18 protein-coding genes are annotated in these 26,736 nt (G+C 61.6%); 7 read left to right on the plus strand and 11 right to left on the minus strand.

Annotated elements, in window-relative coordinates; genetic code table 11:
• Positions 1-19 precede the first annotated feature (19 nt).
• Complete coding sequence (locus tag K5K89_RS14180; protein WP_222541663.1) at positions 20-1,723, plus strand: AMP-binding protein; 1,704 nt, start codon at positions 20-22, stop codon at positions 1,721-1,723.
• A 69-nt stretch (positions 1,724-1,792) separates the two neighbouring features.
• On the opposite strand, the gene K5K89_RS14185 is transcribed toward K5K89_RS14180, so the two are convergent.
• Entirely contained in the window at positions 1,793-2,908 is a 1,116-nt protein-coding gene (locus K5K89_RS14185; RefSeq protein ID WP_071487963.1) for a Gfo/Idh/MocA family protein, read from the minus strand.
• 306 nt (positions 2,909-3,214) lie between these two features.
• On the opposite strand from K5K89_RS14185, the gene K5K89_RS14190 reads away from it, so the two are divergent.
• Together K5K89_RS14190 and K5K89_RS14195 are read left to right on the plus strand one after the other, a co-directional pair.
• Positions 3,215-4,255, plus strand: coding sequence for a WD40/YVTN/BNR-like repeat-containing protein (locus K5K89_RS14190; protein ID WP_071487962.1), 1,041 nt, complete (start codon positions 3,215-3,217; stop codon positions 4,253-4,255).
• 30 nt (positions 4,256-4,285) lie between these two features.
• Complete coding sequence (locus tag K5K89_RS14195) at positions 4,286-6,661, plus strand: efflux RND transporter permease subunit (protein ID WP_071487961.1); 2,376 nt, start codon at positions 4,286-4,288, stop codon at positions 6,659-6,661.
• A gap of 294 nt (positions 6,662-6,955) precedes the next feature.
• Here K5K89_RS14195 and K5K89_RS14200 read toward each other — a convergent pair whose 3' ends face one another.
• Entirely contained in the window at positions 6,956-11,869 is a 4,914-nt protein-coding gene (locus tag K5K89_RS14200; protein ID WP_222541664.1) for a dermonecrotic toxin domain-containing protein, read from the minus strand.
• Positions 11,870-12,010: 141 nt separating this feature from the next.
• Between K5K89_RS14200 and K5K89_RS14205 the strand changes: the two genes are divergently transcribed.
• The 3 genes from K5K89_RS14205 to K5K89_RS14215 all read left to right on the plus strand — a co-directional run bounded on the left by K5K89_RS14205 (position 12,011) and on the right by K5K89_RS14215 (position 13,796).
• The gene (locus K5K89_RS14205; protein ID WP_222539569.1) at positions 12,011-12,298 is read left to right on the plus strand and encodes a DUF5629 family protein; all 288 of its coding nucleotides are present in this window, start codon (positions 12,011-12,013) and stop codon (positions 12,296-12,298) included.
• Positions 12,285-13,460: a lactonase family protein gene (locus tag K5K89_RS14210; protein WP_071487958.1), complete on the plus strand. Its 1,176-nt coding sequence runs from the start codon at positions 12,285-12,287 to the stop codon at positions 13,458-13,460. The genes K5K89_RS14205 and K5K89_RS14210 overlap by 14 nt, the downstream gene beginning before the upstream one ends.
• Positions 13,461-13,616: 156 nt before the next feature.
• Complete coding sequence (locus K5K89_RS14215; RefSeq protein WP_058424118.1) at positions 13,617-13,796, plus strand: hypothetical protein; 180 nt, start codon at positions 13,617-13,619, stop codon at positions 13,794-13,796.
• Between the two features lie 127 nt (positions 13,797-13,923).
• Here K5K89_RS14215 and K5K89_RS14220 read toward each other — a convergent pair whose 3' ends face one another.
• From K5K89_RS14220 to K5K89_RS14230, 3 genes are read right to left on the minus strand one after another with little or no spacing between them, the layout of a single operon-like run.
• Complete coding sequence (locus K5K89_RS14220; RefSeq protein WP_222539570.1) at positions 13,924-14,517, minus strand: glutathione S-transferase; 594 nt, start codon at positions 14,515-14,517, stop codon at positions 13,924-13,926.
• Positions 14,514-18,152: an AAA family ATPase gene (locus tag K5K89_RS14225; RefSeq protein ID WP_222539571.1), complete on the minus strand. Its 3,639-nt coding sequence runs from the start codon at positions 18,150-18,152 to the stop codon at positions 14,514-14,516. Before K5K89_RS14225 ends, K5K89_RS14220 begins: the two co-directional genes overlap by 4 nt.
• Positions 18,149-19,390, minus strand: a complete 1,242-nt coding sequence (locus K5K89_RS14230; protein ID WP_071487955.1) for an exonuclease SbcCD subunit D C-terminal domain-containing protein — start codon at positions 19,388-19,390, stop codon at positions 18,149-18,151. Before K5K89_RS14230 ends, K5K89_RS14225 begins: the two co-directional genes overlap by 4 nt.
• A 426-nt stretch (positions 19,391-19,816) precedes the next feature.
• Between K5K89_RS14230 and K5K89_RS14235 the strand changes: the two genes are divergently transcribed.
• On the plus strand, positions 19,817-20,197 hold the full coding sequence (locus K5K89_RS14235; RefSeq protein ID WP_130898140.1) for a hypothetical protein: 381 nt from the start codon (positions 19,817-19,819) through the stop codon (positions 20,195-20,197).
• A 55-nt stretch (positions 20,198-20,252) separates the two neighbouring features.
• Here the strand turns inward: K5K89_RS14235 and K5K89_RS14240 are convergent, their stop codons facing one another.
• From K5K89_RS14240 to K5K89_RS14265, 6 genes are all read right to left on the minus strand, one after another.
• Positions 20,253-20,780 (minus strand): hypothetical protein, encoded by a 528-nt coding sequence (locus tag K5K89_RS14240; protein WP_071487954.1) that lies wholly within the window; start codon positions 20,778-20,780, stop codon positions 20,253-20,255.
• 74 nt (positions 20,781-20,854) lie between these two features.
• Positions 20,855-22,495 (minus strand): BatD family protein, encoded by a 1,641-nt coding sequence (locus tag K5K89_RS14245; RefSeq protein WP_222539572.1) that lies wholly within the window; start codon positions 22,493-22,495, stop codon positions 20,855-20,857.
• Positions 22,492-24,231, minus strand: coding sequence for a tetratricopeptide repeat protein (locus K5K89_RS14250; RefSeq protein ID WP_222539573.1), 1,740 nt, complete (start codon positions 24,229-24,231; stop codon positions 22,492-22,494). The genes K5K89_RS14245 and K5K89_RS14250 overlap by 4 nt, the downstream gene beginning before the upstream one ends.
• Complete coding sequence (locus K5K89_RS14255) at positions 24,228-25,316, minus strand: vWA domain-containing protein (protein ID WP_071487951.1); 1,089 nt, start codon at positions 25,314-25,316, stop codon at positions 24,228-24,230. Before K5K89_RS14255 ends, K5K89_RS14250 begins: the two co-directional genes overlap by 4 nt.
• Positions 25,309-25,803 carry a DUF4381 domain-containing protein gene (locus K5K89_RS14260; RefSeq protein ID WP_058424110.1) on the minus strand — a complete coding sequence of 165 codons (495 nt, stop codon included), beginning with the start codon at positions 25,801-25,803 and terminating at the stop codon, positions 25,309-25,311. The genes K5K89_RS14255 and K5K89_RS14260 overlap by 8 nt, the downstream gene beginning before the upstream one ends.
• Positions 25,800-26,732, minus strand: coding sequence for a DUF58 domain-containing protein (locus K5K89_RS14265; protein ID WP_071487949.1), 933 nt, complete (start codon positions 26,730-26,732; stop codon positions 25,800-25,802). The genes K5K89_RS14260 and K5K89_RS14265 overlap by 4 nt, the downstream gene beginning before the upstream one ends.
• Between the last annotated feature and the right edge of the window lie 4 nt (positions 26,733-26,736).

Below are 26,736 nucleotides of genomic sequence, written 5' to 3' on the forward strand. Positions count from 1 at the left end.
CAACAACAAGGAGACTGCCATGAACGCTGTAAGCCTGGAACACACCGAACGGGTCTGGTTGAACGCTTACCTGCCTGGCGTCCCGGCGGATATCGATGCCGGTATCGAGGACTATCCGTCGTTGCGCGAGGTGTTCCTGGAGCACCTGGATAAGTTTCGCGAGCGGGTCGCGTACGTCAGCATCGGCACCGAAATGACCTATGCCGACTGGCAGGTGCAAGGCTACGCTTTTGCGGCCTGGCTGCAGGGGCAGGGGGTCAAACAGGGCGACCGCGTGGCGCTGATGATGCCCAACTGCTTGCAGTACCCGATCTGCCTGTTGGGCACGATCCTGGCCGGTGCGGTAGTGGTCAATGTCAACCCGTTGTACACCGCCCATGAGCTCAAGCATCTGCTCAAGGACAGCGGCGCAGAAACCGTGGTGATCTTCGAGAACTTCGCCCACACCCTGGAAAAAGTCATCACCGGCAGCAGCGTCAAGCGCGTGGTGATCGCGGCCATCGGTGACCTGCTCGGCACCTTCAAGGGCGCAGCGATGAACTTCATCCTGCGCCGTGTGCAAAAACAGGTGCCGGCGTTCAACCTGCGCGGTTCGGTACGCTTCAACCAAGTGCTGAAACAGGGGCGGGCACTCAACCATTTTCCAGTGGGGATGTATCTGGACGACCTGGCGTTTCTGCAATACACCGGCGGCACCACCGGCGACGCCAAGGGCGTGATGCTCAGCCACCGCAATATCATCGCCAACCTGCTGCAGGCCAAGGCGTGGGTGGGGGACCAACTGGACCAGGACAAGCAGGAAACCAACGTCACCTTGCTGCCGCTTTACCACATCTTTTCCCTGACGGTGAATTGCCTGATGTTCATGTGCCTGGGCGGGCGCAACATCCTGATCGCCAACCCACGGGATGTGAAACGGGTGCAGATGATCCTGCGCAAGGAGCGTTTCAACGGCATTGCCGGGGTCAACACATTGTTCAACGGCTTGTTGGAGAACAAGGAGTTCTGTGCGCGGGACTTTTCCGACCTGCGCATGGTGATCGCCGGCGGCATGGCCACTCACACGGCGGTGGCCAAGCGCTGGAAAGAAGTCACCGGGCTGCCGATCATCGAAGGCTACGGCCTGACCGAGTGTTCGCCGGTGGTGAGTATCAGCCCGATCAACATTGCGCGCATGCGTGAGATGGAGTTCACCGGCAGCATCGGCGTGCCCTTGCCATCGACCTGGGTGCGCTTCATGCGCGAAGACGGCGAACTGGCCGACATCGGCGAGCAGGGCGAGCTGCAAGTGCGCGGGCCGCAGGTGATGCAGGGCTACTGGAAACGCCCGGAGGCGACCGCCGAGGTGCTGGACGCCGACGGGTGGCTGTCGACCGGCGATATCGGTGTAATGGACGAGCGCGGCTATATCCGCCTGGTGGACCGCAAGAAGGACATGATCCTGGTCTCGGGCTTCAACGTGTACCCCAATGAAATCGAGGATGTGGTGGCTCTGCATCCAGGCGTGGGCGAAGTGGCGGCGATTGGGGTGGAAGATGGCGTGACGGGGGAGAAGGTGAAGATCATCGTGGTGCGCAAGGACCCGAACCTCACGCAGGAGCAGATTCTGGCGCATTGCCGGGAGTACTTGACAGGGTACAAGGTGCCCAAGTTCGTGGAGTTCCGTAGCACCGAACTGCCCAAGACCACCGTCGGCAAAGTATTGCGCCGGGCCTTGCGCTGACCTCGAATTGTCTATGATCCGAATGTGGGAGGGGGCAAGCCCCCTTCCACAATGGACCTGTGCTGTGTTTCAGACGGCGTTCACGGTTACCCAGCGCTCTTCACGGGCCGCTACGCGAATCGCCGTTGCCAGCCGCTCAACCTCCCACGCTGCTTCAAAGTCCGTGCCATCCGCACCTTGGCCTGCCAGCGCCAGAATCAACTCCTGCACCTCCAGCGTCTTCAGCTCGTTGTACCCCAGTTGATGCCCCGCCGCCGGGCTGAACGCCGCATAACCCGGCAGGGCAGGGCCGGCGAGCAAACGCTGGAACCCCTCCTGACCTACGCGGCACACCTGCAATTCATTCAAGCGTTCCTGATCGAACGCCAGGGTGCCTTGCGTCCCGCTGATCTCGAAGCTCAGGTGGTTCTTGTAGCCGTGCTTGAGCCAACTGCTGCTGACGGTGCCTCGGGCGCCATTGGCGAAGCGCAGCAGGGCATGCACCTGGTCATCCACGGCGATGGATTTCAGCTCGGCGCTGCCTTTGACGGCAGGGCGCTGGCCGTGGACGGTCTGGGTGTCGGCGCACACGCTCAGCACATCCCCCACCAGATAACGGGCCATCGACAACAAATGACTGCCCAGGTCCGCCAGGGCGCCACCGGCATGTTCGACTTCGCACCGCCATGACCACGGGGAGGCCGGGTTGGCCATGAAGTCCTCGCTGAACTCGCCCTGGAAGCTGATGATTTCGCCAAGCTCGCCGCTGGCAATCATCTGCCGCGCCAGTGTGATCATCGGATTGTGCTGGTAGTTGTAGCCGACCCGCGTCACCACCCCGGCGGCACTGGCGGCGCGGCGCATCGCGTCGGCCTGTTCCAGGCTCACGGCCAGGGGTTTTTCGCAGTACACCGCCTTGCCTGCGGCTATCGCGGCCATGGCCATGGGGTAGTGCAAATGGTTGGGCGTGGTGATAGCCACCACATCGACGCACGGATCATTGATCAGCGCCTGCCAGTCGCCATGGGCCTGGGCAAACCCCCAGGCGGTGGCACAGCGCCGGGCGCGTTCGCTGTCGGCATCGGCCAGGGCGGCCAGCTTGAGGTGTACCGGCAGTTCGAATACCGCACGGGCGTTATTGAATGCCAATGCATGGGCGCGGCCCATGAAGCCTGTGCCGATCAAGCCGATTCCGAGTTCACGCATCGCCGTGGTCCTTTGGATTATTGTTTTCAGGAAGGCTATTAATGGAATAAAAATTCCTTAAATTCAATAGATGGAATAAAAATTCATTTGTGCGCTGGCAATCACCCCGGCGAATGCAGCTACATTCACCATGGGGCCAAATGCCTGCAGTTAACAAAAGATAACGTAGCGCCGATTGTCAGACGATTCGAAAGCCCGATAGGATGGCCCTGCTTCCTCCAGGCGCTCTAGATTGCAGGTTCCAAGGCCCCGGAAGGCGAGCGATAACAATAATAAATGGGAGAAAGGTCTATGAGTGAGCCTGTCATGGGGTGGGTTGTCTGCCGCCCACGCGCCGCACGCAGGGTTGCGATGCTGGCCGCAGCGCTCTCGCTGTTTGGACTGGGGGTAGCGTCAGCCGCGTTGTCGACCTCCGTCCAGGCCGCCGGCGATACCACTTTTGCGATTGAATCCCCCAAGGCCGCCAAGGGCCTGATGATCGACGTGGTCCACGCAGGCAAGCGCCTGGTGGCGGTCGGTGATCGCGGGCACATCCTCTATTCGGACGACCAGGGCAGCACCTGGACCCAAGCCAAAGTCCCCACCCGGCAATTGCTCACGGCGGTGTTTTTTGTCGATGACAAGCAAGGCTGGGCGGTCGGCCACGATGCACAGATCCTCGCCAGCACCGACGGCGGCGCGACCTGGAGCCAGCAGTATCAGGACCTCAAGCGCGAAGCGCCTCTACTCGATGTGTGGTTCAACGACGCGAACCACGGCCTGGCCGTGGGCGCCTACGGTGCGCTGATTGAAACCACCGACGGTGGCAAGACCTGGAATGACGTCAGCGACCGCCTCGACAACGAAGACCAGTATCACCTCAACGCCATTGCCCACATCAAGGAGGCCGGCCTGTTCATCGTCGGCGAGCAGGGCAGCATGTTCCGCTCCAGTGACGACGGCCAGACCTGGGAAAAACTCGAAGGCCCCTACGAGGGTTCGTTGTTTGGCGTGATCGGCACCGCCCAAGCGCAAACGCTGTTGGCCTACGGCTTGCGCGGCAACCTGTACCGCTCCACGGATTTCGGCAGTACCTGGGAACAGGTCGAATTGAACGCGGCGCGGGGAGCGCTGGAGTTTGGTTTGTCGGGCGCGGCGTTGCTGGAGGACGGTGCCATCGTCGTGGTGGGCAACGGCGGCAGCGTGGTGGTCAGCCATGACGATGGGCTGACCTTCAGCGTGTTCAACCGTCCGGACCGGATTTCGCTGTCGTCCGTCACGGCGGCCGGCAACGGCAACTTGATTCTGGCCGGGCAGGGTGGGGTGCGGGTTGCCACGCCGACTGGCGCCGAACTGCTCCTGAAATAAAGAGCCAAAATAAGAAGAAGGCGGGGAACTATGAGCAGTCATCACAACGATAAAGCGACCTTTCTTGAGCGCCTGATCTTCAACAACCGCCCGGCAGTGATCGTGATCTGCCTGCTGGTGAGTATTTTCCTGTTCTGGCAGGCAACGTTGATACGCCCGTCCACCAGCTTTGAAAAGATGATCCCCCTCAAGCACCCCTTCATCGAAAAGATGATGGAACACCGCAACGACCTGGCCAACCTGGGCAATACGGTGCGCATCTCGGTGGAGGCCAAGGACGGTGACATTTTTACCAGGGAGTACATGGAGACCCTGCGGCAGATCAACGACGAGGTGTTCTACATCTCCGGCGTCGACCGTTCGGGGCTCAAGTCGCTGTGGAGCCCCAGCGTACGCTGGACCGAAGTGACCGAAGAGGGTTTTGCCGGCGGTGAAGTGATCCCGCAGAGCTACAACGGCTCGCCGGAAAGTCTCGATCAACTGCGCAACAACGTGCTCAAGTCTGGCCAGGTCGGGCGACTGGTGGCCAACGATTTCAAGTCGAGCATTGTCGACATCCCGCTGTTGGAGTCCTACCCGGACCCGCAGGACCAGGGCAAGTTGCTGGCCCTGGACTACCGCAAGTTCTCCCACGAACTGGAAGACAAGATCCGCGACAAGTTCGAAGCCCAGAACCCCAACGTCAAGATCCACATCGTCGGCTTCGCCAAGAAGGTCGGTGACCTGATCGACGGCCTGGTCATGGTGGTGATGTTCTTCGGCATCGCGTTTGTTATCACCCTGATTCTGTTGCTGTGGTTCACCAACTGCCTGCGCAGCACCGTCGCGGTGTTGAGCACCACGCTGGTGGCGGTGATCTGGCAGCTGGGGTTGATGCATTTCTTCGGTTTCGGCCTTGATCCCTATTCGATGCTGGTGCCGTTCCTGATCTTCGCCATCGGGATCTCTCACGGCGTGCAGAAGATCAACGGCATCGCGCTGCAGTCCAGCGAGGCGGACAACGCGCTGACCGCCGCCCGGCGCACCTTTCGGCAACTGTTCCTGCCGGGGATGATCGCAATCCTGGCCGACGCCGTGGGCTTCATCACGCTGTTGATCATCGACATCGGTGTAATCCGTGAACTGGCGATCGGCGCGTCCATCGGCGTGGCGGTGATTGTGTTTACCAACCTGATCCTGTTGCCGGTAGCGATCTCCTATGTCGGTATCAGCAAGCGCGCCATCGCCAAGAGCAAGAAAGACGCGAATCGCGAACATTCGTTCTGGCGCCTGCTGTCGAATTTTGCCAACCCGAAAGTCGCGCCGATCTCCATCGCCCTGGCGCTTGTCGCCTTTGGCGGCGGCCTCTGGTACAGCCAGAACCTGAAGATCGGCGACCTTGACCAGGGTGCGCCGGAGTTGCGCCCGGACTCGCGCTACAACAAGGACAACAACTTCATCATCAGCAATTACTCCACCAGTTCCGACGTGCTGGTGGTGATGGTCAAGACCAAGGCCGAAGGTTGCTCGCGCTATGAAGCCATGGCGCCCATCGACCAACTGATGTGGAAGATGCAGAACACCGAGGGCGTGCAGTCGGCGATTTCGCTGGTGACTGTGTCCAAGCAGATGATCAAGGGCATGAACGAGGGCAACCTGAAATGGGAAACCCTGTCGCGCAACCCGGATGTGCTGAACAACTCCATCGCCCGTGCCGATGGCCTGTACAACAACAACTGTTCCCTGGCGCCGGTGCTGGTGTTCCTCAACGACCACAAGGCCGAGACCCTCGACCGTGCGGTGCATGCGGTGCAGGACTTTGCCAGGGAGAACAACAAGGACGGCCTGGAATTCATCCTCGCCGCCGGTAACGCCGGGATCGAAGCGGCCACCAACGAAGTGATCAAGGAGTCGGAACTGACCATCCTGATCCTGGTGTACCTGTGCGTGGCGACCATGTGCATGATCACCTTCCGCTCCTGGGCCGCGACGCTGTGCATCGTGCTGCCGCTGGTGCTGACCTCGGTGCTGGGCAACGCGCTGATGGCATTCATGGGCATCGGCGTCAAGGTCGCGACCTTGCCGGTGGTGGCCCTGGGTGTGGGCATCGGCGTGGACTACGGCATCTACATCTACAGCCGCCTGGAAAGCTTCCTGCGTGCCGGTTTGCCATTGCAGGAGGCGTACTACCAGACGCTCAAGTCCACCGGTAAAGCCGTGCTGTTCACCGGCCTGTGCCTGGCGATCGGCGTGTGCACCTGGATCTTCTCGGCCATCAAGTTCCAGGCGGATATGGGCCTGATGCTGACCTTCATGTTGCTGTGGAACATGTTCGGTGCACTGTGGCTGTTGCCGGCCCTGGCGCGTTTCCTGATCAAACCGGAAAAACTGGCGGGGCAGAAGGGCAACTCGCTGTTTGCGCACTGAGTCGCCGCCCCCGAAAAAGCCGCACAGGGTGCGGCTTTTTTGCGGGTTACAGTTTCAGGAACAGTTTCTCATCCAATGGCTTGCCAATCTGCGCACGGACAAGCTCCACCGCTCCGGCAGAACCCGGCTCGTTGACCAGGTCTTTCTGGGTCAGGTAGCGCTGGGCGGGTATCTTCAGGTGCGCCGCCGTGTACGTGTCACGCGGTGTCCCGGGTTTCGGGTTTCTCGAGTTTCTTTTTCGGATGCTTGATAGCGACCACGCTAATACCCCATCCTCTGGTCAGCCGGCCTTGTTCACGCCTGAACACCCTTGGGCTTGGGCGCTATCTTGAGGAACAGGTTGTCCAGCGGTGGAGTGATGAGCACGTAGACGATTTTCGTCACGGGTTCGCTGCCGGGGTCTTTCAAGCGGCTCAGGTAATCCTGCACATGGGCCTTGAGCAAATCCTTCTGGGTGAGTTTGCGTTGCTCCGGCAATTTCAGATGGGCCCGCGTATAGCCATCGGGCGGTGCGTCGGCAGTGGCATAGTGGAAATGGGCGTACCACAACACCACCGGCGGTTTTTGCGCCTTGTCGTACACCGCGTATTCGGTGAAGAAGTCTCCACTGAGGGTCGGGCGTTGCGGGTCGGCCTGGCTCGTGAGGTTGATATCGATCTGCTGATGGTCCCAGAGGTAGGCGACGCCTTCCATTGTCGGCCACTGGCGTTTGTAGGCGTCGCTGCAGATGCGCTGTGCCCAGCGATTGATGTCCTTGGCTTGCGCCAGGCATTCGTCAATCAGGTTCTGGGCCGTGGGCGCGTCGAGATGGTCGCGTTTGATTTCATTGGCGAGCTGGGTAAATTTTTCGGCTTGCGCGTTGAGCAGCGTGTCCCATTCCCCGGGATTGGCATCCTGGCGAGTGAGAGGGTTGTCCAGTTTCGCCTGGTCCGCCGCGACCAATTGCTCCAGGTCCTGGCGTTGTTCGATCAATCCCTGGGCTTCACTCTTGAGGGTCGCGAGTGAGCGAAGCTGCGGGGCCGGCGTCGAGGTAGTTGCCTCGTCGATGGGGGCCCAACCGTCCGTGTGCTGGTTATACGAAGCCAGGGTCTTGCCAAGCAACGTGTCGGTGATGGTGATGTGTTCCTCGCCGTTCTGCGCGTCGGCGGGCTTGAGCTCGCCGATCAGGTATTCCTTTTTACGGGTCTTGAACACGCGCTTTGCCGCAGGCTTGGCACGTAGCGTCTTGGACAGTGGCAGTTCGACCTTGAGGTCTTCCTGTTCTCTGACCACCGCCTCCAGTTCGTTTTGCGCCAACACCTTGGCGAATTCGAGGCCCTTGAGCACACGTTCGGCTTCGGGCCCCAACGCGTCGGGCTTCAACGTCTTGAGGGCCCGCAGGGCGAACTCGGCTTGCTGGTATTTATCGAGAACTGTCTCGTAGACATTGCGTTGCTCATCCAACGGGTATTCGGTACTGCTGCGTACCTCAATGTGGGATTTCAGGCCTATGTCCAGCCCGCACACTTGATAACGCGCCTTGTAATACCGCTGCAACGCCGACAGTGATGAAGGCATCTCGAAGCGTATTTGGCTCAGGCTGGTAAGCAGTTCCAGCGCACTGAGCTTGAGGTTGTCGGAGAAAAACAATTCAACGCTTGGAATACTTGCCAGCAGTTCTTGACGTACCGCGCGCGCTGTCGCCGACGCTTGTCCCAGGTGCTGGAGGCTAGCTTCCATGCTAGCGGAATGGGCGACCATGTGTTCGAGGTAGTCGATGTAGCCCGTGGCCATCCGCAGGTTTTCGTCGATGGGGGTCGAGTCTCCCGCGACGATTCGCGGTTGCATCCGCTTGTGCCATTCCTCCAATGGCTCGCCTGCCTCGGTAACGATATGGAACTCCAACGCATTCAATTGCATCTTGTGGAGGAACATCTGCTGGTTCCAGACCTCTTTAACAATGGTTGCCGCATTGATCAGGGGCAGGCCGGCAATGGCGGCTTCCTCCAGCTGACGGGTCAAGGTGGTCAACTCCAAGTACACTGGCGAGGATTGGGCCAGTTGAGTTTCGAGTTGCTGCAGCAATACATCAAACTGGTTGCGAAGGCGTTTGTACTCAGAGATTTCAGTCTGTTGACGTACTTCCAGGTCTGGACGTTGGGTTTGCGAGGCCTTGAGCAGCAGATCCTGGATGATTCGCAGGGTCTTGAGTTGTTTCTCCAGACCCTGGAGGGCGGCTGCCAGTTGGGTTCCTGTCTGAATAATGGGTGCCATCAGGAACTTCGCCTCCGGAACGAGCTGGAGCAAGCGATCCGTCAACCGTTCGTTCTCAAGTTGTTTTTCACGGCGCAGCTCCTGCAACCGCTTGCGTCCGCCCCCCAGTAACTTGAGACCACGGTCCAGCGTCCAATGGCCGTTGCCGTCGGTTTTCAGCTTGATGCCCGGGTGGTCTGGTTTGAGCGGGTGAATGATAAAGACTTCACCGAAACCCGGCACGATGTTGACCCTGAACAGCAGGCCTCCCACCGAGGCATGCCATTGGTCGTTGATCTTGTACAAACCCCGATAGGGCCCGAGACTGATCGGCTCGGGAACAGGCGTGGGCCAGGGCACATTGACGCCCCGCAGTCTCTCGAGAAGCATCGCCGAGGCGCCATCACCGGCCAGGGAGCGATCAAAGTCCAACAGCGTGCGACCACCCCCCGGTGGCTCGGAAGGCAGGCCGACAGCGCCTCGCTCAACCACGGCCGGCCTGATCAAGCGCTGGCCTGGCAGTGGGTGCTTGAAGGGTGAGGGGATCGTGGCCTGTTCATCACGCTGGGGCGCTTCGCGCGGCACGCCGGTCGATCCGTGATGCAACATCGCCATGCCGATATTGAGCAGCAGATCAATCCACGCCAGCTCCCTGGCTGTCGGATCGTTACTCTCCAGTGCCGGCAGGTCCTTCACTACGCCTTGCATGGCCTGCATCAGCCAACCGATTGTCGCCATGGGGCCGCGTACAGCCAGCAGCAGAGTGTTGAACCCTAGTTGCAGGCCTTCGAGGATAAGCGCCCAGCGGCTTTCACTGTTGGAGGTCGACTCCCGTTCGGCCTGATCCACCAGTTGCTGTGTTTCACTGCCGAACAGATATTCCATGAGGCTGCCGTTGCGCAGCGCCAGGCCTATTTCATCGTTGCTTTCGTCGTCGGCACCGGCCAGCTCGGCGGGCTTTGGCACGCTGGGCAGGCGGTCGAACTCCGAGCCCATGCCGACGCGCACGTAGTGAGGCTCGTTGAAACCGCCGTTGCTGTAGACCGCCCTGGACTGGTCCGGCAACCAGGTCAGCACGCTCTCCTGCAGGTCGCCGGGTTGCACGATGGCCGCCAGCAACTGTTCGCGATGGGGGTATTCCAACAGCGCCTCGGCATAGGCCGGTCGATACAGCAGGTGCGGTCCCGACTGCGTGTCGCGGGGTTCGATGACGAACATATTGCGCACCACATCCGCCTTGGCGCCTGGCTTGCGTACAAAGGCCAGCGGCCGGATGACAATATCCTCGCCATTGACCCGGCGCTCCAGCGGGTTCGGGTTGACCAGCGCTTTCACACACTCGAAACCACGCTGGGTGAGGCCGGCTTCACTCTTGATCAAACGCTCCAGTGCCTGGGTTTTCAGATGCAGGGGGCGCAGTTGCTCGAACAGGCCTTGACGCTTGCGTGCCGCCTCGGTCTGCCCCATCAGTTCCCGGCGCAGGTAAGCGGGGTAGTTTTTGCCGATGTCGACGCGTTGGACCAGTTGAAGGAGGTAATCGGGCGTCAGCCAGGCTTCGATTGCGCGGCCTTTGACGTGGCGTATGGTCATGCGGCCTTTGGGGCGGCCCGATAGATTCTTCAGGGCAAGGTCGACCAGGTTCATGACGACAGGTTCGATGTAACCCCCTTCGAGGATACCCACCGGCACATGAAAGGTCAGTTCCAGATCGCCAGCATCGTAGCCGGTCGCCAGCGCTTCATGGGTGCAGGCGCGCAGTCCGCCCTTGGCAACCGCGCGGTCCATGCACAACTGGTGGTTCACATGCGCGGTGGCATAGCCGCGCAGTGTTTCCAGGCTATCGAAGTCGGCGTCGCCAAGGGTCTGGCGCTTGAGGCTGGCGTGTTCCAGCAGGGTGTGTCGGTAGGCCAGGCGGTTGGCGGCGCTGGTGGCTTGCAGATGATCCGGCAGGGCGGCCTGGATGGCCGCCACCGTTGCCGGCGACGTGGCGCTTGATGGCGCCAGCCACTGCGCAGGGTCGGTGGTGACGGCAAACAGGCGTTCCACTGCTTGCCGCGTGGATTGGGCGGGAAGCTGGAGAGTCGCGAGATCGTCCAACTGCTGGTTCAGGATGAGCGCCGCTTGCACTTCGAAAATATTGCCATCGGGTTCGTACTGCTGCCAAGTGATGCGCTCGGCCATGAAGCGCTGTTGCAACTGCTCGCCCCACGCCTGGCCGAAGGTTTCCAGGTCGGGGTAGGTCTGGATCTCACCGTTGAGGCGAAAAAGCAGTGCTTGCTTGCCGCGCACCACCAGGATCTCGGTGCCTTGTACGGTCAGCCGCTTGCCGGCGCGTTGCAAGTGGGTTTCCAAGGTGTAGGCGTGGACCTCGTTGGCGGGGGCGGGGCTGAGCGCGCGCGATGCCCGGTCGGGATAACGGTTCAACGCGCTGAGTATTTCAATGTGCTGGGCAGTGAGGCCGGTCTGGCGTGTGGCGACTTCGAGCAACACACCTTGCAGCACATCGGCCAGCCACTTCCAGCGAACGCTCCCTGCGTCGCTGTCCTGTCCCCAGTAAGCAGCCAAGGCTTCTTGAAAACCGATGAACAGCACCCGTGGCAGCTCCCGGATGAGGGCTTCGATAACCCGCAGGTCGAAGTCGCGGCGCTCTCCGTTCTCGTGAGAGCCAAGCCGGGTGCCAGTGGCATCGCTCAGGTAGCAATCCAGGTTCTGGCGTGCCGTCAGATCGGGGAAACTGCCGTCGGCGATATGGTCAAGCGCAACGTCCAGCAACGGCAGCAGGGCGCGGCCACCGCCGTCACGGGGTACGGCCAGCCGAAGGTCGGCGACGGGCAGCGTCAGCGGTGGGTACTTCTCCACCAGGTGGGTGCCCAGCATTTGCGCGGTGACGGTACGCAAAGTGGGGCGCCCGAGAAATTGCGCAGCAACCGCTTGTCGTGTGGGGTCCGCCACTGGGGCGGGGGGCTGTACGGGCATGTGGGTTCCTTTACGTCGGATAAGAGTGCGTCCTTGCAAGGTAATGCCTAGCGTTGTCGCCATGCGGTAGCCCGCTATGGTTTTAGGCCCTGGCGGCAAACTGGCCTATGATTAGCGCTTTGAACCTGATGAAAGACTGTGATGACTGAGAATTTGCCTGCCGTCCTTGAAACCAGCGACATGCTTGAAATCGATGGGCTGCATGCCTTTGATTTTGAACTCGATAACGAAAAACTGCTGATCACCGCCATGGACGGCCGAGCAGAAAAACGCTGGCGTTTCAGCCTGGAACAGGTCAACGCCGCGACGTTCGATGGCACCTTGCAAAGCTGGACCCTTACCGGTGATTCGGGCGAGCACCGCCTGATCTGCATGAGCGCCTTCACCGGCAACAATAACGACGAGGATGAAGCGGATGATGATGCGTAAATTCTGGCCGCTGCTGATGGCCGGCAGCGTGGGAGCGATGTCGGTGCAAGCCGCGCCGGCCGATACCTATGAACTGTTGGTGGGCAGCTACACCGCCGGCAGCAGTGAAGGGATCTACCGCCTGCAATTTGACAGCCGCACAGGCCAGTTCAGCGGTAAACCGGTGCTCGCGGCCAAAGCGGCCAACCCGTCCTGGCTGACAATCTCCAAGGACCAGAAGCACCTGTTCGTGGTCAACGAGAACGGCCCCGGCCAGAAGGACCCGGTCGGGCGCGTCAGCAGCTACAGCATCGATCCGCAGACTCGCCAATTGACCCTGATCAACCAGGTGCAGAGCCTGGGCAACGAGCCGACCCATTCCAGTGTGGCCGCCGATGGGCGCTATCTGTTCGTCGCCAACTATTCGGTCGTGGAAGACCCGGGCGGCAGCCTGGCGGTGCTGCCAGTCGATGCCACGGGCAAGCTGTCGCCTCCGGTGCAACTGAGCGGGCACCCGGCCAGCCGCGTGAACCCTGAGCGCCAGGCGTCCAACCATGTGCACTCGGTGGTGTCGTCGCCGGATGGCAAGTACGTGTTTGTACAGGACCTGGGGGCGGACAAGCTGTTTGCCTACCGCTACGATCCCAAGGCCAACCATGAGCTGCCATTGACCCCGGCCAATCCGGCCTCGGTGCAACTGCCGCCAGGCAGCGGCCCGCGTCACTTGTTGTTCAGCGCCGATGGCAAGCACGCCTGGCTGACCACTGAGATGAGTGCGCAGGTGGCAGTGTTCGACTACAAGGATGGCCAGTTGACCCAGACGCAACTGGTGGACTTCGCCGCCGGCCAACCGGTGTCCGACAAGGCCGGTGCCGCGCTGCACGCCTCCAGTGACGGCAAATTCCTCTACGTGAGCAACCGTGGCACGGCCAACCAGTTGCTGGTGTTCAGCATCGATCCGGCCACCGCGCACCTCAAGGAATTGCAACGTCGCTCGGTGGACGGTGACCACCCGCGCGAATTCAGCCTGGACCCCAGCGGTCGGTTCCTGCTGATCGCCAATCAGAAAAGCAACGAAATCGTCGTGGTCGAACGCGACCCCAAAACCGGCCTGCTGGGTAAAACCGTGCAGAAATTGCCGATCGATGCCCCCAGCGACCTCAAGTTCCTGGTGCGTCAATAAGCCACAGGCCCCGCCGTGCGGGGCCTGACCCTTTCTATTAATTCTGTTAATAGCGGCTACTGTTTCAAAGCATTTCTAAGGTTCAGCCCTCGGGCGTAAGTTGGGTTCCAAGGCCTTCCCCGGCCACTCAACCAAACGAACACAAGGGTTACCGACATGAATCTGAATCTCTTCTCCATCATCGCCGCTTCCGCTGTTTCCGCCACTGTTGCCCTGCCTGCCGCAGCCAGCGTGGAAGTCACCGGCAAAAAATCCAGCACCAGCGCCTACACCCAGAAATACCTGCAACAGAGCGCCAACTTCTACGCCGCACTGGATCACAAGACCCAGCACTAAGCGGTAGGTCACTGAGATCAAATGTGGGAGGGGGCTTGCCCCCGATAGCAGTGGGTCAGCTACAGATTAGCTGACTGATCCACCGTCATCGGGGGCAAGCCCCCTCCCACATTTGATTGTGCCGGCCTCAGGGTTTTGTCATCACGGCGATAAATAGCGGTGAAGTAAGGACGCGCTGAAGCCAGGCTTGTAACCGTTGATACGGCGTCCCGGCGAACCACTCCCGATCCACATGGGCAAACTGGCGTACAAACGGCGCCAGGGCCATGTCCGCCAGGCTCGGATGCTCTGCCAGCAAGTAGGCGCGTTCCCCCAGCAGGCCTTCCAGCTTCTGCAAGAACACCTCGCCCTCGGCCCGATAATGTTCCATCGGGTATTCCGGGTAGCGGTCGGCGTACTTGTATCGATCCAAGTGATACTTGAAACCCTGGTCGTTCTCGGCAATCAGTGCCAATACCGCCGGGTCACCCTGCAGCAGCCAATCATCCGGGTCGTGCTGGGCCAGGGCCCATTGCATGATCTCCAGGCTCTCTTCAATCACGCGTCCGTCAACGCTCAGTACCGGCACCGTACCCTTGGGCGACAGTGCCAGCATCTCGGCCGGCTTGGCCTTGAGGCTGACCTCGATGATCTGTACGGGTACGCCTGAATAACGCAAGGCCAGGCGTGCCCGCATCGCATACGGGCAACGCCGGAACGAATACAGCAGCACCTCGCTCACTTCACCTCCAGCGTGCTCAAACCATTACCCTGGCGCTTGACCTGGATTTGGACCGGGATGCGTTCGTGCATTTCCTGCACGTGGGAAATCACCGCCACCTTGCGCCCCTGGGCCTGCAAACCGTCCAGCGCGTCCATCGCCAGTTGCAGCGATTCCGGGTCCAGGCTGCCGAAGCCTTCATCGATAAACAGCGACTCGATCTTCAAGGTGCTGGATGCCATCGACGCCAGGCCCAAGGCCAACGCCAGTGACACCAGGAAGGTTTCGCCGCCGGACAACGAGTGCACCGAGCGCAGTTCGTCGCCCATTTCCGTGTCCATCACCAGTAGCCCCAACATGCTGCCGCCGCGCTTGAGGCGATAGCGGCGCACCAGTTGGCGCAATTGCACGTTGGCGTGGTGCACCAGCAGGTCGAGGTTGTAGGCCTGGGCGATCTTGCGGAAGGTGTCACCGGTAGCCGAGCCGATCAGTGCGTTCAGGCGCGCCCAGCGTTGCCATTCGTCATACGCCTTGGCGATCTGTTCGGCAAACGCCTGGTTGGCGTCCTGGCGGCGCTGGTCTTCGGACTGGCGCGCGCGCAGTTCGGCGCAGTGTTTCTCGGCCTCGGCCAACTGTTGGTTGAGCGTGGCCAGGGCGGTGTCCTGTTCATCGGCTTCGAAGTTGCCATTGTGCTGGGCTTGGTGTTCGGCGAGGCGTTGCTCACGTTCTTGCAGCAGGACCCTGGCCTGTTCGACGGCTTTCTCGCTGTGTTGCAACTGCTGGCGCAAGTGGCTGACCTGGGCGTCGTCGTAGGCCAGCAAACGGTCGAGGCCGGCGTCGTCGAGTTCCGGGTGCAGCGCGCGCCAGTCGTGCAGGCGCGTGTCGAGGCTGTGCTGTTCGGCCTGCAATGCCTGCTCGCGTTCCTGCTGGGCCTTGAGGTCGGCGGCCAGTTGGATCAGGGCGTTGTGGATGTCCTGCAGTTGTTGGTTGGCGTCGGTTTCGCTCTGGCGTGACTGTGTCACGGCGTGTTCCAACTGTTGCTGCCACTGCTCGGCGCTGGTGTGTTCACCGAGCAACGCGTTGAGTTTTTCCTGAGCCGCTTGCTGTTGGGTCGCCAGTTCGGTGACTTGCTGGAGCAGGGCGTCGAGTTGCTGTTGGCGATGCTGCTGGTGGGTCTGTTCCTTCTCGATCGCCTGTTGACGCTCTTGTTGCTCGGCCAATTCGTCGCGCTGATGGCCCAGCTGTTCCAGGCGCTGGCTGACCTGCTGGTCCAGCTGCATAAAGGTGGCTGCGGGCTCGGCGCGCAGACCTGCCAGGGTGTCTGCGGGCAGCAGGCTGGTGAAGGCACTCAGTTCCTGCTCAAGGCGTTCGCGGTCGCTGGCCAACTCGCGCTGCTGGTCCACCAGCAATTGACGGGCCTGCTGGCTTGCTTCCTGGGCGGCTTGCAGTTGTTGCTGCAGGCGCCCGGCGTTTTGTTGCAGGTTGAGCAGGGCGCCTTGGCGCTGTTCGTCCTGGGTGATGCTTTGGGTCAACTGGCCCAGTTGCTGCTCAAGCCAGGCGCTGCGCTTGGCCGGTTCCTGATTGAACAGCGACGCGGACAGCGGGTGTGCCTCCAGGCTCGGTTTCAGCGCTTGCTGTTGCGTCGCCAGGTGTTCCTGCTGTTGCAGGTATTCCTTTTGCTGGGCGATCAAACCGCCCACTTCGCCACGCAACTCCGTGAGTTTTTCCTTGAGGGTGTCCACCGCTTTCTGCGCGCTGGCTTCTTCGTTTTCGTCATGACGACCGAGGCTTTGCAGCAGGGCTTCGGGCTGGTGGTACGGGTGTTCGTGGCTGCCGCACACCGGGCAGGGCTGATCGTCCTGCAGCTGCTCGCGCAACTCCTCGACGCTGGCACTGCGGGCCAGGCGCTGGCGTTCCAGCAGTTGTCTGGTCACGTTCAGCGTTTGTTCGGCCACCGTCAGCTCGGCCTTGGTCTGCAAGCCGGTCTGGTTCAACTGCTCGCGTTGCTGTTGGGCCACGGTGAGCTTTTGCGTCAGGCCAGCGGCTTGCTGATCCAGCTGTTGCTGGTGGTCCCACAGGCGCGTCAGGTCTTCGAAGGCACGCTGCTGTTTGCGATTGTCTTGCAGCAGGCTGGCCAGCAATTGGATTTGCTCGGCCACGGCGTGAGGCTCGGCACCGGCCTCCTGGTACAGCAAGTCCAGGGCTTCGCGTTGCTGGGTGAACTGTTCGGCGGCGCGGGTTGCACGTTGCTCCAATTGCGGCAGTTCGGCCTGGCCTTTATTCAGGCGGTTACCGATCAGCATCAGTTGTTGCAGGCGGTCGCGGTAGGCGGTCCACGCATCACTCAAGGGCGCGAGGGCGGCGCTGCGCTCAAGCTCGTTGGCCAGGCGTTGCAGGCGCTCCGCGACTTCGCTCTGTTTTTCCAGCAGGCCGGTGAGCCGGGCCTGGCCTTCGGTGCAGGCGCTTGCGTGTTGCTGTTTGTCCTCGGTGCGCTTGGCCAGCTCTTTGGTCAAGTGGGTGAGGGTGCTGTGTTCGTCGAACGCCTGGCGCAGCAAAGGCGCGGCATCCGCCTGGTTTTTCAGGGCTTGCGCCAAGGCGGTTTGCGCGCTGGCCAGTTGCTGTCGGGCCTGGTCCTGGCGGGCCTGCAATTCGGCTTGTTGCCGCGTATGGGACTGAATCTGCGCCGCCAACGGCGCCAGCTGTGTGCCGAGTTCCGCCTGGCGCACGAACAGATGACGCTGCGGCGCCAACTGTTCCAGGCGGCCGAGGTCCTGGCGTTGCGCGTCCTGGTTATTCCAGTCGGCCTGCGCCTGCTGCAGCTGTTCGGTGGCGGCCAGTTGACGTTCCTGCCATTCGCGCAGTTCCTTGAGCCAGGTGTGCTGAAGCTCCAGCTGCTTGAGTTGGGCTTGATGGACCTTGAGTTGCTGCTGCGCGGCATCGAATTGCTGATCGAGCTCGGCACGGGCTTCAGGGGCCAGGGGCACCACGCCGGTGGCCTGGTCCTGCAACTGTTTGTGCGCGTCCCGGGCCTCTTTGGCCTTGTCGAAGGCACGCCGGCCCAGCTGGGTGTACAGGGCCGTGTCGGTGAGCTTTTCCAGCAGTTCGCTGCGCTCGTTGTCGTTGGCCTTGAGGAACGCACTGAACTCGCTCTGCGCCAGCAACACGGCGCGGGTGAACTGTTCGAAGTTCAGGCCCAGGGCCAATTCCAGCTGGGTCTTGTATTCGGTTTTCTGGCTGGCCAGCAGTTGGTCGCTGTCCAGGTCGATCAGGCTCTGGCGGCTGTTCTGCAACTTGCCGCTGGCCTTGTCGCGCGCGCGGTTGGCTTCCCAGCGCGCGCGGTAGCGGCGGCCACTGACGCCGACAAAATCCACCTCGGCATAACCGCCACCGGTGCCGCGGCGCAGCAGGGTACGTGGGTCACCGATGGAGATGTCGCTGTCGGCATCCGGCATCTTCGCCTGGCCGGTATCACCCAGGCGTGGCACGGCGCCAAACAACGCCAGGCACAAGGCATCGAGCAAGGTGCTTTTACCGGCGCCGGTCGGCCCGGTGATTGCGAACAACCCGGCGCTGGCCAGGGGCTCGGCGGTGAAGTCGATCTCGAACGGGCCGGCCAGGGACGCGAGGTTTTTCAGGCGGATGGCGAGGATCTTCATGGCTGTTCCTCCTCTTGCTGCACTTCCTGGAGCAACACGGCGAAGTCCTTCAAGGTCTGTTCATCCACCTCGCTGCCGTAGCTGTCCTGCCAGGCGCGGCTGAACAATTCCTGAGGCGTGAGCTGGTCGAGTTCGATCAGGCGGTCGTCGCCTTCGTCCTCACGCGGGCCCTTGCCAGCGTACTCGGCAGCGATGCGCACCAGGCGCACAGCCTTGCCTTGCAGCGCGGCTTCGATTTGCTGACGCAGGTCGGGCTGCGGTTCGTCGAGCAGGACGCGCACTTCGAGCCAGGGGTGGCGTTGGGTTTCAGCCAGCAGGTCGATGTCCGGCAACTCGGCCAGGGCCTTGAGGATATCCGCCAGGGGCGCGGCTTCCAGACGTTGCAGGTCGACCGAACGCGGGATCAGGATGGGTTCGACGCTCACCAGGCATTGGCCCTGGAACACCACATCGAGGATCTGGTGCTTGTAGCCGATTTCGGAAAACGACAGTGGGATCGGCGAGCCACTGTAGCGAATACGTTCTTCGCCATTGACCTTTTGCGGCTTGTGCAAATGGCCGAGGGCAACATAGCCGACACTTTTATCGAACAGGCTGGCCGGCAGCGCCTCGGCATTGCCGATGATCAGGCTGCGCTCGGAGTCTTCCGACACCGAACCACCGGCCATGTGCGCATGGCTGATGGCAATCAGCGCCTGGCCTTTTTTGCGCTTGGCATTGGCCGCGGCGATCAGCCATTCATGCACCTGGCCGATACCCCGCAGGTAGTCGTCACCCAGGTGCGCGCCGGTGACTTCCGCCGGGCGCAAAAAGGGCAGCGCCAGGCACCACGCGGCAACCTTGCCTTTGGCGTCGGGCAGCGGGATCAGCAGCCGTTCGGCGTCGAGCTGGCCATCGTCCAGCCACAGCACGCGGCCCAGGGCATGGGTGTGCAGGCGGCGCATCAACGGTGCCGGCAGCTCGATACGTGAGCCGGAGTCGTGGTTGCCGGCGATCATCACGATGGTCAGCTTGGGGTTTTGTTCGTGTGCGCTGATGATGAAGTCATACAGCCGCTCCTGGGCCTTGAGCGGCGGGTTGACCGTGTCGAAGATATCGCCGGCGATGAGCAGAGCGTCCGGCTGATGGGTCTTGAGCTGGCCCAGCAGCCATTCGAGGAAACAGGCGTGTTCGAAGTCGCGTTCCTGGCCGTGGAGGTTTTGACCCAGGTGCCAGTCGGAGGTGTGAAACAGACGCAAGGCGAACTCCGTGGAATAGATGAAAAGGAGGGGAGTTTACCTGTAATGCGACCCTGCTGCCCCAGGCGATACAGATTCAATGTGGGAGGGGGCTTGTTCCCGATGGCGGTGGGTCAGTCAGTGCATTTCTATCTGACACATCGCCTTCGCGAGCAAGCCCGCTACGTGCCAAGGGTTAGAATATTTCTCTGAAAAAACGCAAAGTAAAATGTTATTAAATGCCGATCCCATAAGTGGGCGGCAGGATTAGGAAACGCCTTACTTATTCCTGCACTAAAAAATGACAGGACTTTCCTTCCAGGATTTAGGAAGCGGCTGGCTTACTTTGATAAAAAATTCATGCAGTCTGGCAAGCGTGGAGTGGTCAAGTAACGCGCTCCTCGTGTGATGCGCTTTTGTGTTTTCTTAATAATGATGGAGGCTATTATGAAAAGCCTTATTGCATTGCCGCTTGCTGTATTGATGTTTGTTTCCTTTCAGGCTTCTGCGTTGTGTTTGAATATTGCTGATAGTTATACCGGGATAATGCAGCCCAATGATGAGATCACGGTATATGGTCCATTTAAAATAACCGGTGCCAATGGCTGTTCTGCCGCGAATATCGATGCAACGGTTTCAGCGGGAGGAGCGGGAAGTGCTCCGGCGATTTTTATTGAGCGTGAAGTAGGCTCTTCCTGGAGCAGAGTGTCATTCAGTATCGGCACTAACGCGTCTTACGTGGGGCCATTCGGTACCTATCGAGTACGGCTGAAGAACGAAACCAGTGCGTCTAAATCCTATTCAGGTACGGTAAGATACGGGCGCTAGACGGGCAGGCGGCGCGTCAGGTTGAACCTGGCGCGCCTTGACTCATACGTCAAAGTCAAGCGTACTCATTTATTGATAAATCATTACTAGTGGACTTGATAAAGTACGCCAATGCACCAACAGCTTGATTTGCGCTGACCATCCCTTGCAAGTGGTCCATGGCACCGTCTTGCATTGCAACCATTGGTTCACTTTTGAAAAAAGCCCGCGTATCTTCCAGTTTCTCGTTGAATAGCGCGATGGCATTAAATTTTACGTGGGTGTTAGTTTGGCGACCATTGGCATCCGATGCACCATCTCCCGAAATGAACATCCCAAAAGCGCGTTGGCTGATCATTCCGTCGTCGTAGAGCCTTCTGCCGACTTTCTTAAGCTCATCCGTACTGATTGACGTCATATCATAATCTTTCAAAAACTCCTTAAGCTGACTGATCTTCTCCTGATCGCCAAGCTTCAATGTATCCGCCGCCTCGGAGGCTTCGGTAATGGTGAATGCATTCGTGACTTGCTGCGGATTTTTGATGGTATAAGCGTCTGTTTGCTTACTTAATGGCGGATAGGAAACATTCAACGTAATGGCCATTTTAAAAACTCCATTAATCGAAAGCTACATCGCTTTATCGGCGTCGCCTGTCCTATCTTGAGTAGTGACCTTGGCTACTTGGGATACAGCGGCGGCAGGCTGGTGGTATCCGCCGCCGGGTCCGGTTCGCGCTCAGCTATCGGAATCGCCTTCACCGCACGCCACAGGTCTTCACCCAACCAGAAATGCCCGCTCTCGCTGTACAGTGCACCATTCAAGCCGTCCAACGCGTCCGACAGCGGCACAAACCGCGCCGCCATATCCGCCAGGGTTTCCGGCTGTTGCCGCGCCCAGGCGTCAAGGGCCTGTCGGGTGGCTTGGGGGTCGTTGGCCTGGGTGGCGCGTTTAAGGTCATCGAGCAGGGTGCGCGGGCTCGGGCCGGTCTGTGCGGCGCGCTGCACGGCCGGTTGCCGACGTGCACGCCACCACAGGCCAAAGCCCAGCAGGGTGGTGCAGGCCAGGATCAGCGTACTCAGTTGCCACAGCCACAGGCGTTCATCGTCCGGTGCGGTGATCACCGTCGGCGTAGCGGGGGTATCCACGGCCAGGCTCGGGTTGATGGCGACCTGCAAGGTGCGCGCCGGCAGGCTGGTGCGTTCGAGGTGGTCTTCGTGGGTGTTCCACCACACCACGTCCACGGCGGGCAGTTCCAGGTTGCCGGCGCGAGTGGGCACCAGGGCCTCGCGGTCTTCGCGGCTGCCGATCAGGCCATGGTCGCTGGTCTGGTTGCCGAGCGCCGGCTGATCCGGGTAACGGCGCAGGCCGTTGATTTCGGTGCTGGGCAGCGCCGGCAGTTGTGCGCTGGAAAGGCCCTCGGCCTTGACCGTAAGGCTGCGGGTCAGGGAGTCGCCGACCTGCACATGCTCGGGCTCCGGGTTCCAGCGTTCGCTCAAGGTCAGGCTGCGTGCCGGCAACCACGGCGTATCGGCGGGATACAGCGCCGGTTTGGGTTTGACCACCAGCGGCAGCTCTGCGGAACTCACGTGGATCAACTTGCCCGGCTTGGTGCCTTGCAGGGTGTTTTCCTGGGGCGGGCGCGATTCCACCAGGGTCGCGCTGAAGGTCTGCGTCGGGATCGCCAACGTGCCGCTGTGCTGCGGGTAGATCGCGTAGCGGGTCTCGATCACGCCGTGGCGGATGCTGTTGATGACCTTTTCATAGGTGCGCGACTCGCCCAACTGCTCCACACGCGCATCGGCAATCTGCAACGGCGTGAGGCTGCTGTCGTCATACAGCGACACCGAGTGGTAGACGCGCACGGTCAACAGTGCCTGCGCCTGGACATAGACGCTGGTCTGGTCGAGGTTGGCCTCGATAAATACCGGCGCCAGCTCGGCAGCGGTGTTCTGGCTGGCGGTCTCCACCACTTGCAGGCTGATCGCCTGGGTCTTGTGTTCGCCCACTTGCAGGGGCGGGATGACCACCGTGCCGTTTTCCCTGGGCAGCAGGGTGATGATCCAGCGCGTGGTTGCGTGGTTGTCGCCGCCCAGCGTGGTGAGTTGGTTGATCTGCCGCGTGCCGCTGACTTCGAACTGCGCATCCAGCGGCGACAGGTCGGGTTTGCCGAACTGAGTGACGTCGCTGGACTCCACCGTCAGTTCCACCGTTTCCCCGGAGTTGACGCGGCTGCGGTCGACGCTGGCGACCAGGCTCGCCGCCTGGGCGTGGCCAGCCGACAAGGCGAGCAGAAGCAGTAGGGTGGTGCGGCGGCTCATCGAGTCTTGTCCTGATGTTGTTGCTGTTCGTACCAGAATTTGCGGCGCAGCAGTTCGCCGGGGTTGTCCGGGATCTCCTGCAGCCATTGCTCCAGGGCCTGGCGATGTTCACCGTCGAAGCTGGCCTCGCTAGGCCGCAGCGGTGGGGTGGTGGTCTGTTCGTCGCCCAGTTCGCTGCCCGGTACTTCATTACCCACGGTTTGCGGCGTGTTGCCGGGGTCGGTGTCGCCAGTGCCGGCTTGACCCTGGCCCTGGGATGACTGTTCGCCGCCTGTGGCGTTTTGCCCGGTGGCGCCCGGTTGCGCAGTTTGGCCGGGTTGGGTGGTTTCGTCATCCTCGTTTTTTGCCGCAGGAGACGGCTCCGGCTGGGCCTGTTCCTGCATAAGGGTTTCTACCAGCGCTTTGTTTTTCAGCGCCGGTTGCAGGTCGGGCTGGGCTTCGAGGGCTTGCTCGTAGGCGTCGATAGCGGCTTCCAGTTCCCCGGATTTTGCCAGCGCATTGCCCCGATTGTAGTGGGAGTAGGCGTCATTGCCTTCGGCAAACAGCTTGATGGCCTCGGCATAGTTGCCGGCCTCGTAAAGCGCCACGCCCTTCCACTGCGGGTCCTGGAAGTGTTCGGCGGCTTCGGCCGGGCGTTTTTTCTTCAGCAGATATTGGCCCTGCTGGTCGGGACGCAGCCACAGGTCTTGCAGGCCGAAGGCGTAGCTGGGTTGCGGTGCAATCAACAGCAGCAACGGCAGGCAGAACAACCAGCCGCGCCGACCGGCGCAGGCGGCCAGTAGCAACAGCGGCAGGAGCAGCCAGTAGCCCTGGTCGGCCCAGGTGTCGAGGTGCAGCAACTGGCCGTCGTTGCGCAGGGTTTGCGGTGGGTCGAGCACGCCGAGCTGGCGCAGGTCCTTGTCGTCCAGCCGCGCAGCGCGGTAGCGGCCACCCATTTCGCTGGCGAAGGCCTTGAGGGTCGGGCTGTCCAGGCGCGGCACCAGGATCGCGCCTTGTTCGTCCTTGAGGAACTCGCCGCTTTCCTGGGTCACCGGCGTGCCCTCGCGGCTGCCGATGCCGAGGATCGACAAGCTCGGCGCCTGGCCGCTTTGCAGCAACAGGCGGATGCCCTGGCGCTCCTGTTTGGACAGCGAAGAACCGATCAGCAACAGGCGCCCCTGGCCGAGGCCGCCTTGTTTGAGCAGGCCCAGGGCCTTCTCGACGGCCAGGTCGGCGCGGTGGCCGGGTTCGGGCATGATCGAGGGGCGCAAGGCCTCCAGCAGGTTGCGGCTGGTGGCCAGGTCGTCCGACAGCGGCACCAGCGTGTGGGCGCTGCCGGCATAGACGACAATGGCGGTTTGCGCATCGGTGCGCGCCTGCAACAGGTCGTACAGCTTGCGCCGCGCCTGCTCCAGGCGGTTGGGCGGGCTGTCGGTGGCGAGCATTTCCGGGGTCAGTTCCAGCAACACCACCAATGGGTCGGACGGCTTCTGGCTGGACTGCTCGACTCTTTGCCAACTGGGGCCGAGCAACGCCAGCACTGCCAACAGCCAGGCGATGCCCAGCACCACCCACGGCGATTTGCTCTCGCGGCCGTTGCCACCGCTGAGCAATACCGCGTGGAAAGCCGGCGGCAGGATCATTTGCCAGCGCCCGGCGCGCTTTTGCCGGTGCCACAGATGCCACAGCAGCCAGCCGAGCAACGGCAACAGCAACAACCACCAGGGACGGAACCAGTGCGGCCACAGGTCGATCATCGACGCCTCCGCAAACGCAGGCGTTTGAGGCGCTGGCGCCATTCCGGGTGTTGCTGCAGGAAAATCCCCTTGCTCGACAGCTTATTGAACACGCGTTGCAGGGCGTTGTTCGGCCAACGTTCCTGGATCACCAGCAACATGCTCAGCACCAGCGCGAGGGCCAGCGGCGCGCTGTACAAGGCCAGGGCGGGCCGCGCCTGGGTGGGTTGTTGTTCGACAGGTTCGAGCTTGTCGAGGGTTTGCTTGATCGCTTGCAACTCTTCGCCATCACGTGCTCGGAAGTACTGGCCGTGGGTGGCTTCGGCGATGGCCTTGAGCGCCGGTTCGTCGAGGTCCAGGCTCGGGTTGACGCCAAGGATGCCCAGGGAACCCGTTTGCTCCGGGTCGGCGCCGATGCCGATGGGGTAGATCTTCACGCCTTCTTCGGCCGCCAGGCGCGCAGCGGTCAGCGGGTCGATCTGCCCGGCATTGTTGGCGCCGTCAGTGACCAGGATCAGCACGCGGCTCTGCGCCGGACGCTGGCGCAGGCGTTTCAAGGCCAGGCCGATGGCATCGCCAATCGCAGTGTTCTTGCCGGCAATGCCGATGCGCGCTTCATCCAGCCAGGTGCGCACGGTGCGGCGGTCGAACGTCAGCGGTGCCTGCAGGTAGGCCTGGCTGCCGAACAGGATCAGGCCGACGCGATCACCCTCACGGCCCTCAAGAAAGTCGCCGAGCAGATGCTTGACCAGGCTCAAGCGACTCACGTCTTCGTCCTGCCAGTTCATATCGGGAAAATCCATGGAGCCGGACACGTCCACCGCCACCAGCAGGTCGCGGCCACTGGCGGCGATGGGCAGTGGCTCACCGAGCCATTCCGGGCGTGCGGCGGCGGTCAACAGCAGCAACCACAGCACCACGAACGGCGCTTGCTGGCGCCAGCCCGGCAGGTTGACGCGGGCGCGGCGACGGGCCAGGCCTTCGAGGTCGCTGAGGTAGCTGACTTTCAATGCGGGCTCACCACTGTCGGCGGCGGGCAGCAGCAGGCGCATCAACCAGGGCAATGGCAACAGGGCAAAGATCCACGGCCAGGCGAACTCAAACATGTTTGCGAATCCAGGTATCGACCGCTTGGGTCAGGCCGGCGATGGCCTTGTCGTCGAGTTTGCATTCGGGTTTGTAGGCGCCTTCCACCAGCACCATCCAGCGCGTGAGGCCGGCGGCAGGGCAGCGGTTGTCGAGGAACGCCAGCCATTTGCGGCCGTTGAGGGTGTGGCTCTGGCTGTAGGGGTAGTCGTTGCGGCACAGGCGCTTGAGCAGGCCGTTGAGCTGTTGCAGCCAGGCGCCGGCAGGCGCGCCGTCGTAGGGTTTGGGCATCAGCGCCAGTTCCGCCAGGGCGGCAATGCGCAGCGGGTCCAGCGGTTGTTCGGCGCGAGCCACGGGGCGGCGGGCCGGCAGGAAACGGCGCAGGGACCACAGGCCCCAACCGAGCAACGGAATCACCAGCAGCAACAGCCACCAACCTGGCGCAGGCGGCCAGAAGCCGATGGCGGGCGGGGCGATCAGCGGTTGCAGTTGGTCCAGGCTGCTCATTGTTTTTTAACCGGGCGTTGCGGGTTGAGGTATTCGCGCAATTGCTCGACCATTTCGCTCTGGGTGCTCAAGGGCATCAACAGCACACGCAGTTTCTGCGCGAGCAGTTCCCAGCGGGCAATGCGCGCTTCGGCCTGGGCCTTGTAGGCCTGGCGCAGGTCGAAGTTGAGTGTGTCCAGTTCCAGCTGGGCGCCGCGTTCGGCGAAGCGCAACAGCCCGGCGGCGGGCAGGGCGTGGTCCAGCGGGTCGGAGATCGGCAGCAGCAACAGGTCGCAGTGGCGTGACAGCAGGCTGAGTTGTTGCTCGGCGCCCTCGGTCAGCGCGCGTTCATCGCAGATCACAATCACCAGGCTGCCGGGGCGCAGCACTTCGCGGCCACGGCGCAGGGCCATGCCGAGGGCGTCGGCTTCGGGGCGGCTCTCGGTGTTCAGGCTCTGGTTGACTCGCACCAGGCGGTTGAGCAATTGCAGCAGGCTTTGTTTGCTGCGCCGGGGCTTGATTTCGTAGTGCTCGCTATCGCCGAACACCAGCCCGCCCACGCGGTCGTTGTGGCCCAGCGCGGCCCAGCCGATCAGGCTGGCCGCCTGTGCCGCCAGCACCGACTTGAACATTTGCCCGGAGCCGAAAAACAGCCGGCAGCTTTGCTCTACCATGATGAAGATGGGCCGCTCGCGCTCTTCATGGAACAGCTTGGTGTGCGGCTCCTGGGTGCGCGCCGTCACGCGCCAGTCGATGGTGCGCACATCGTCCCCGGCCTGGTACACGCGCACCTGGTCGAAGTCCACACCGCGTCCGCGCAGTTTGGAGTGGTGCAGGCCGATCAGCGGGCTGCGCTGGCTTGGGGTGGAAAACAGCTGCACTTCGCGCACGCGATGGCGCATCTCGATCAACTCGCTGAGCGTGATGCGGATCCCATCGCCTGCGTTCATGCGG

This window comes from Pseudomonas sp. DR208 (genome assembly GCF_019823005.1).
In the GTDB taxonomy this organism is placed as follows: Bacteria; Pseudomonadota; Gammaproteobacteria; order Pseudomonadales; family Pseudomonadaceae; genus Aquipseudomonas; species Aquipseudomonas extremorientalis.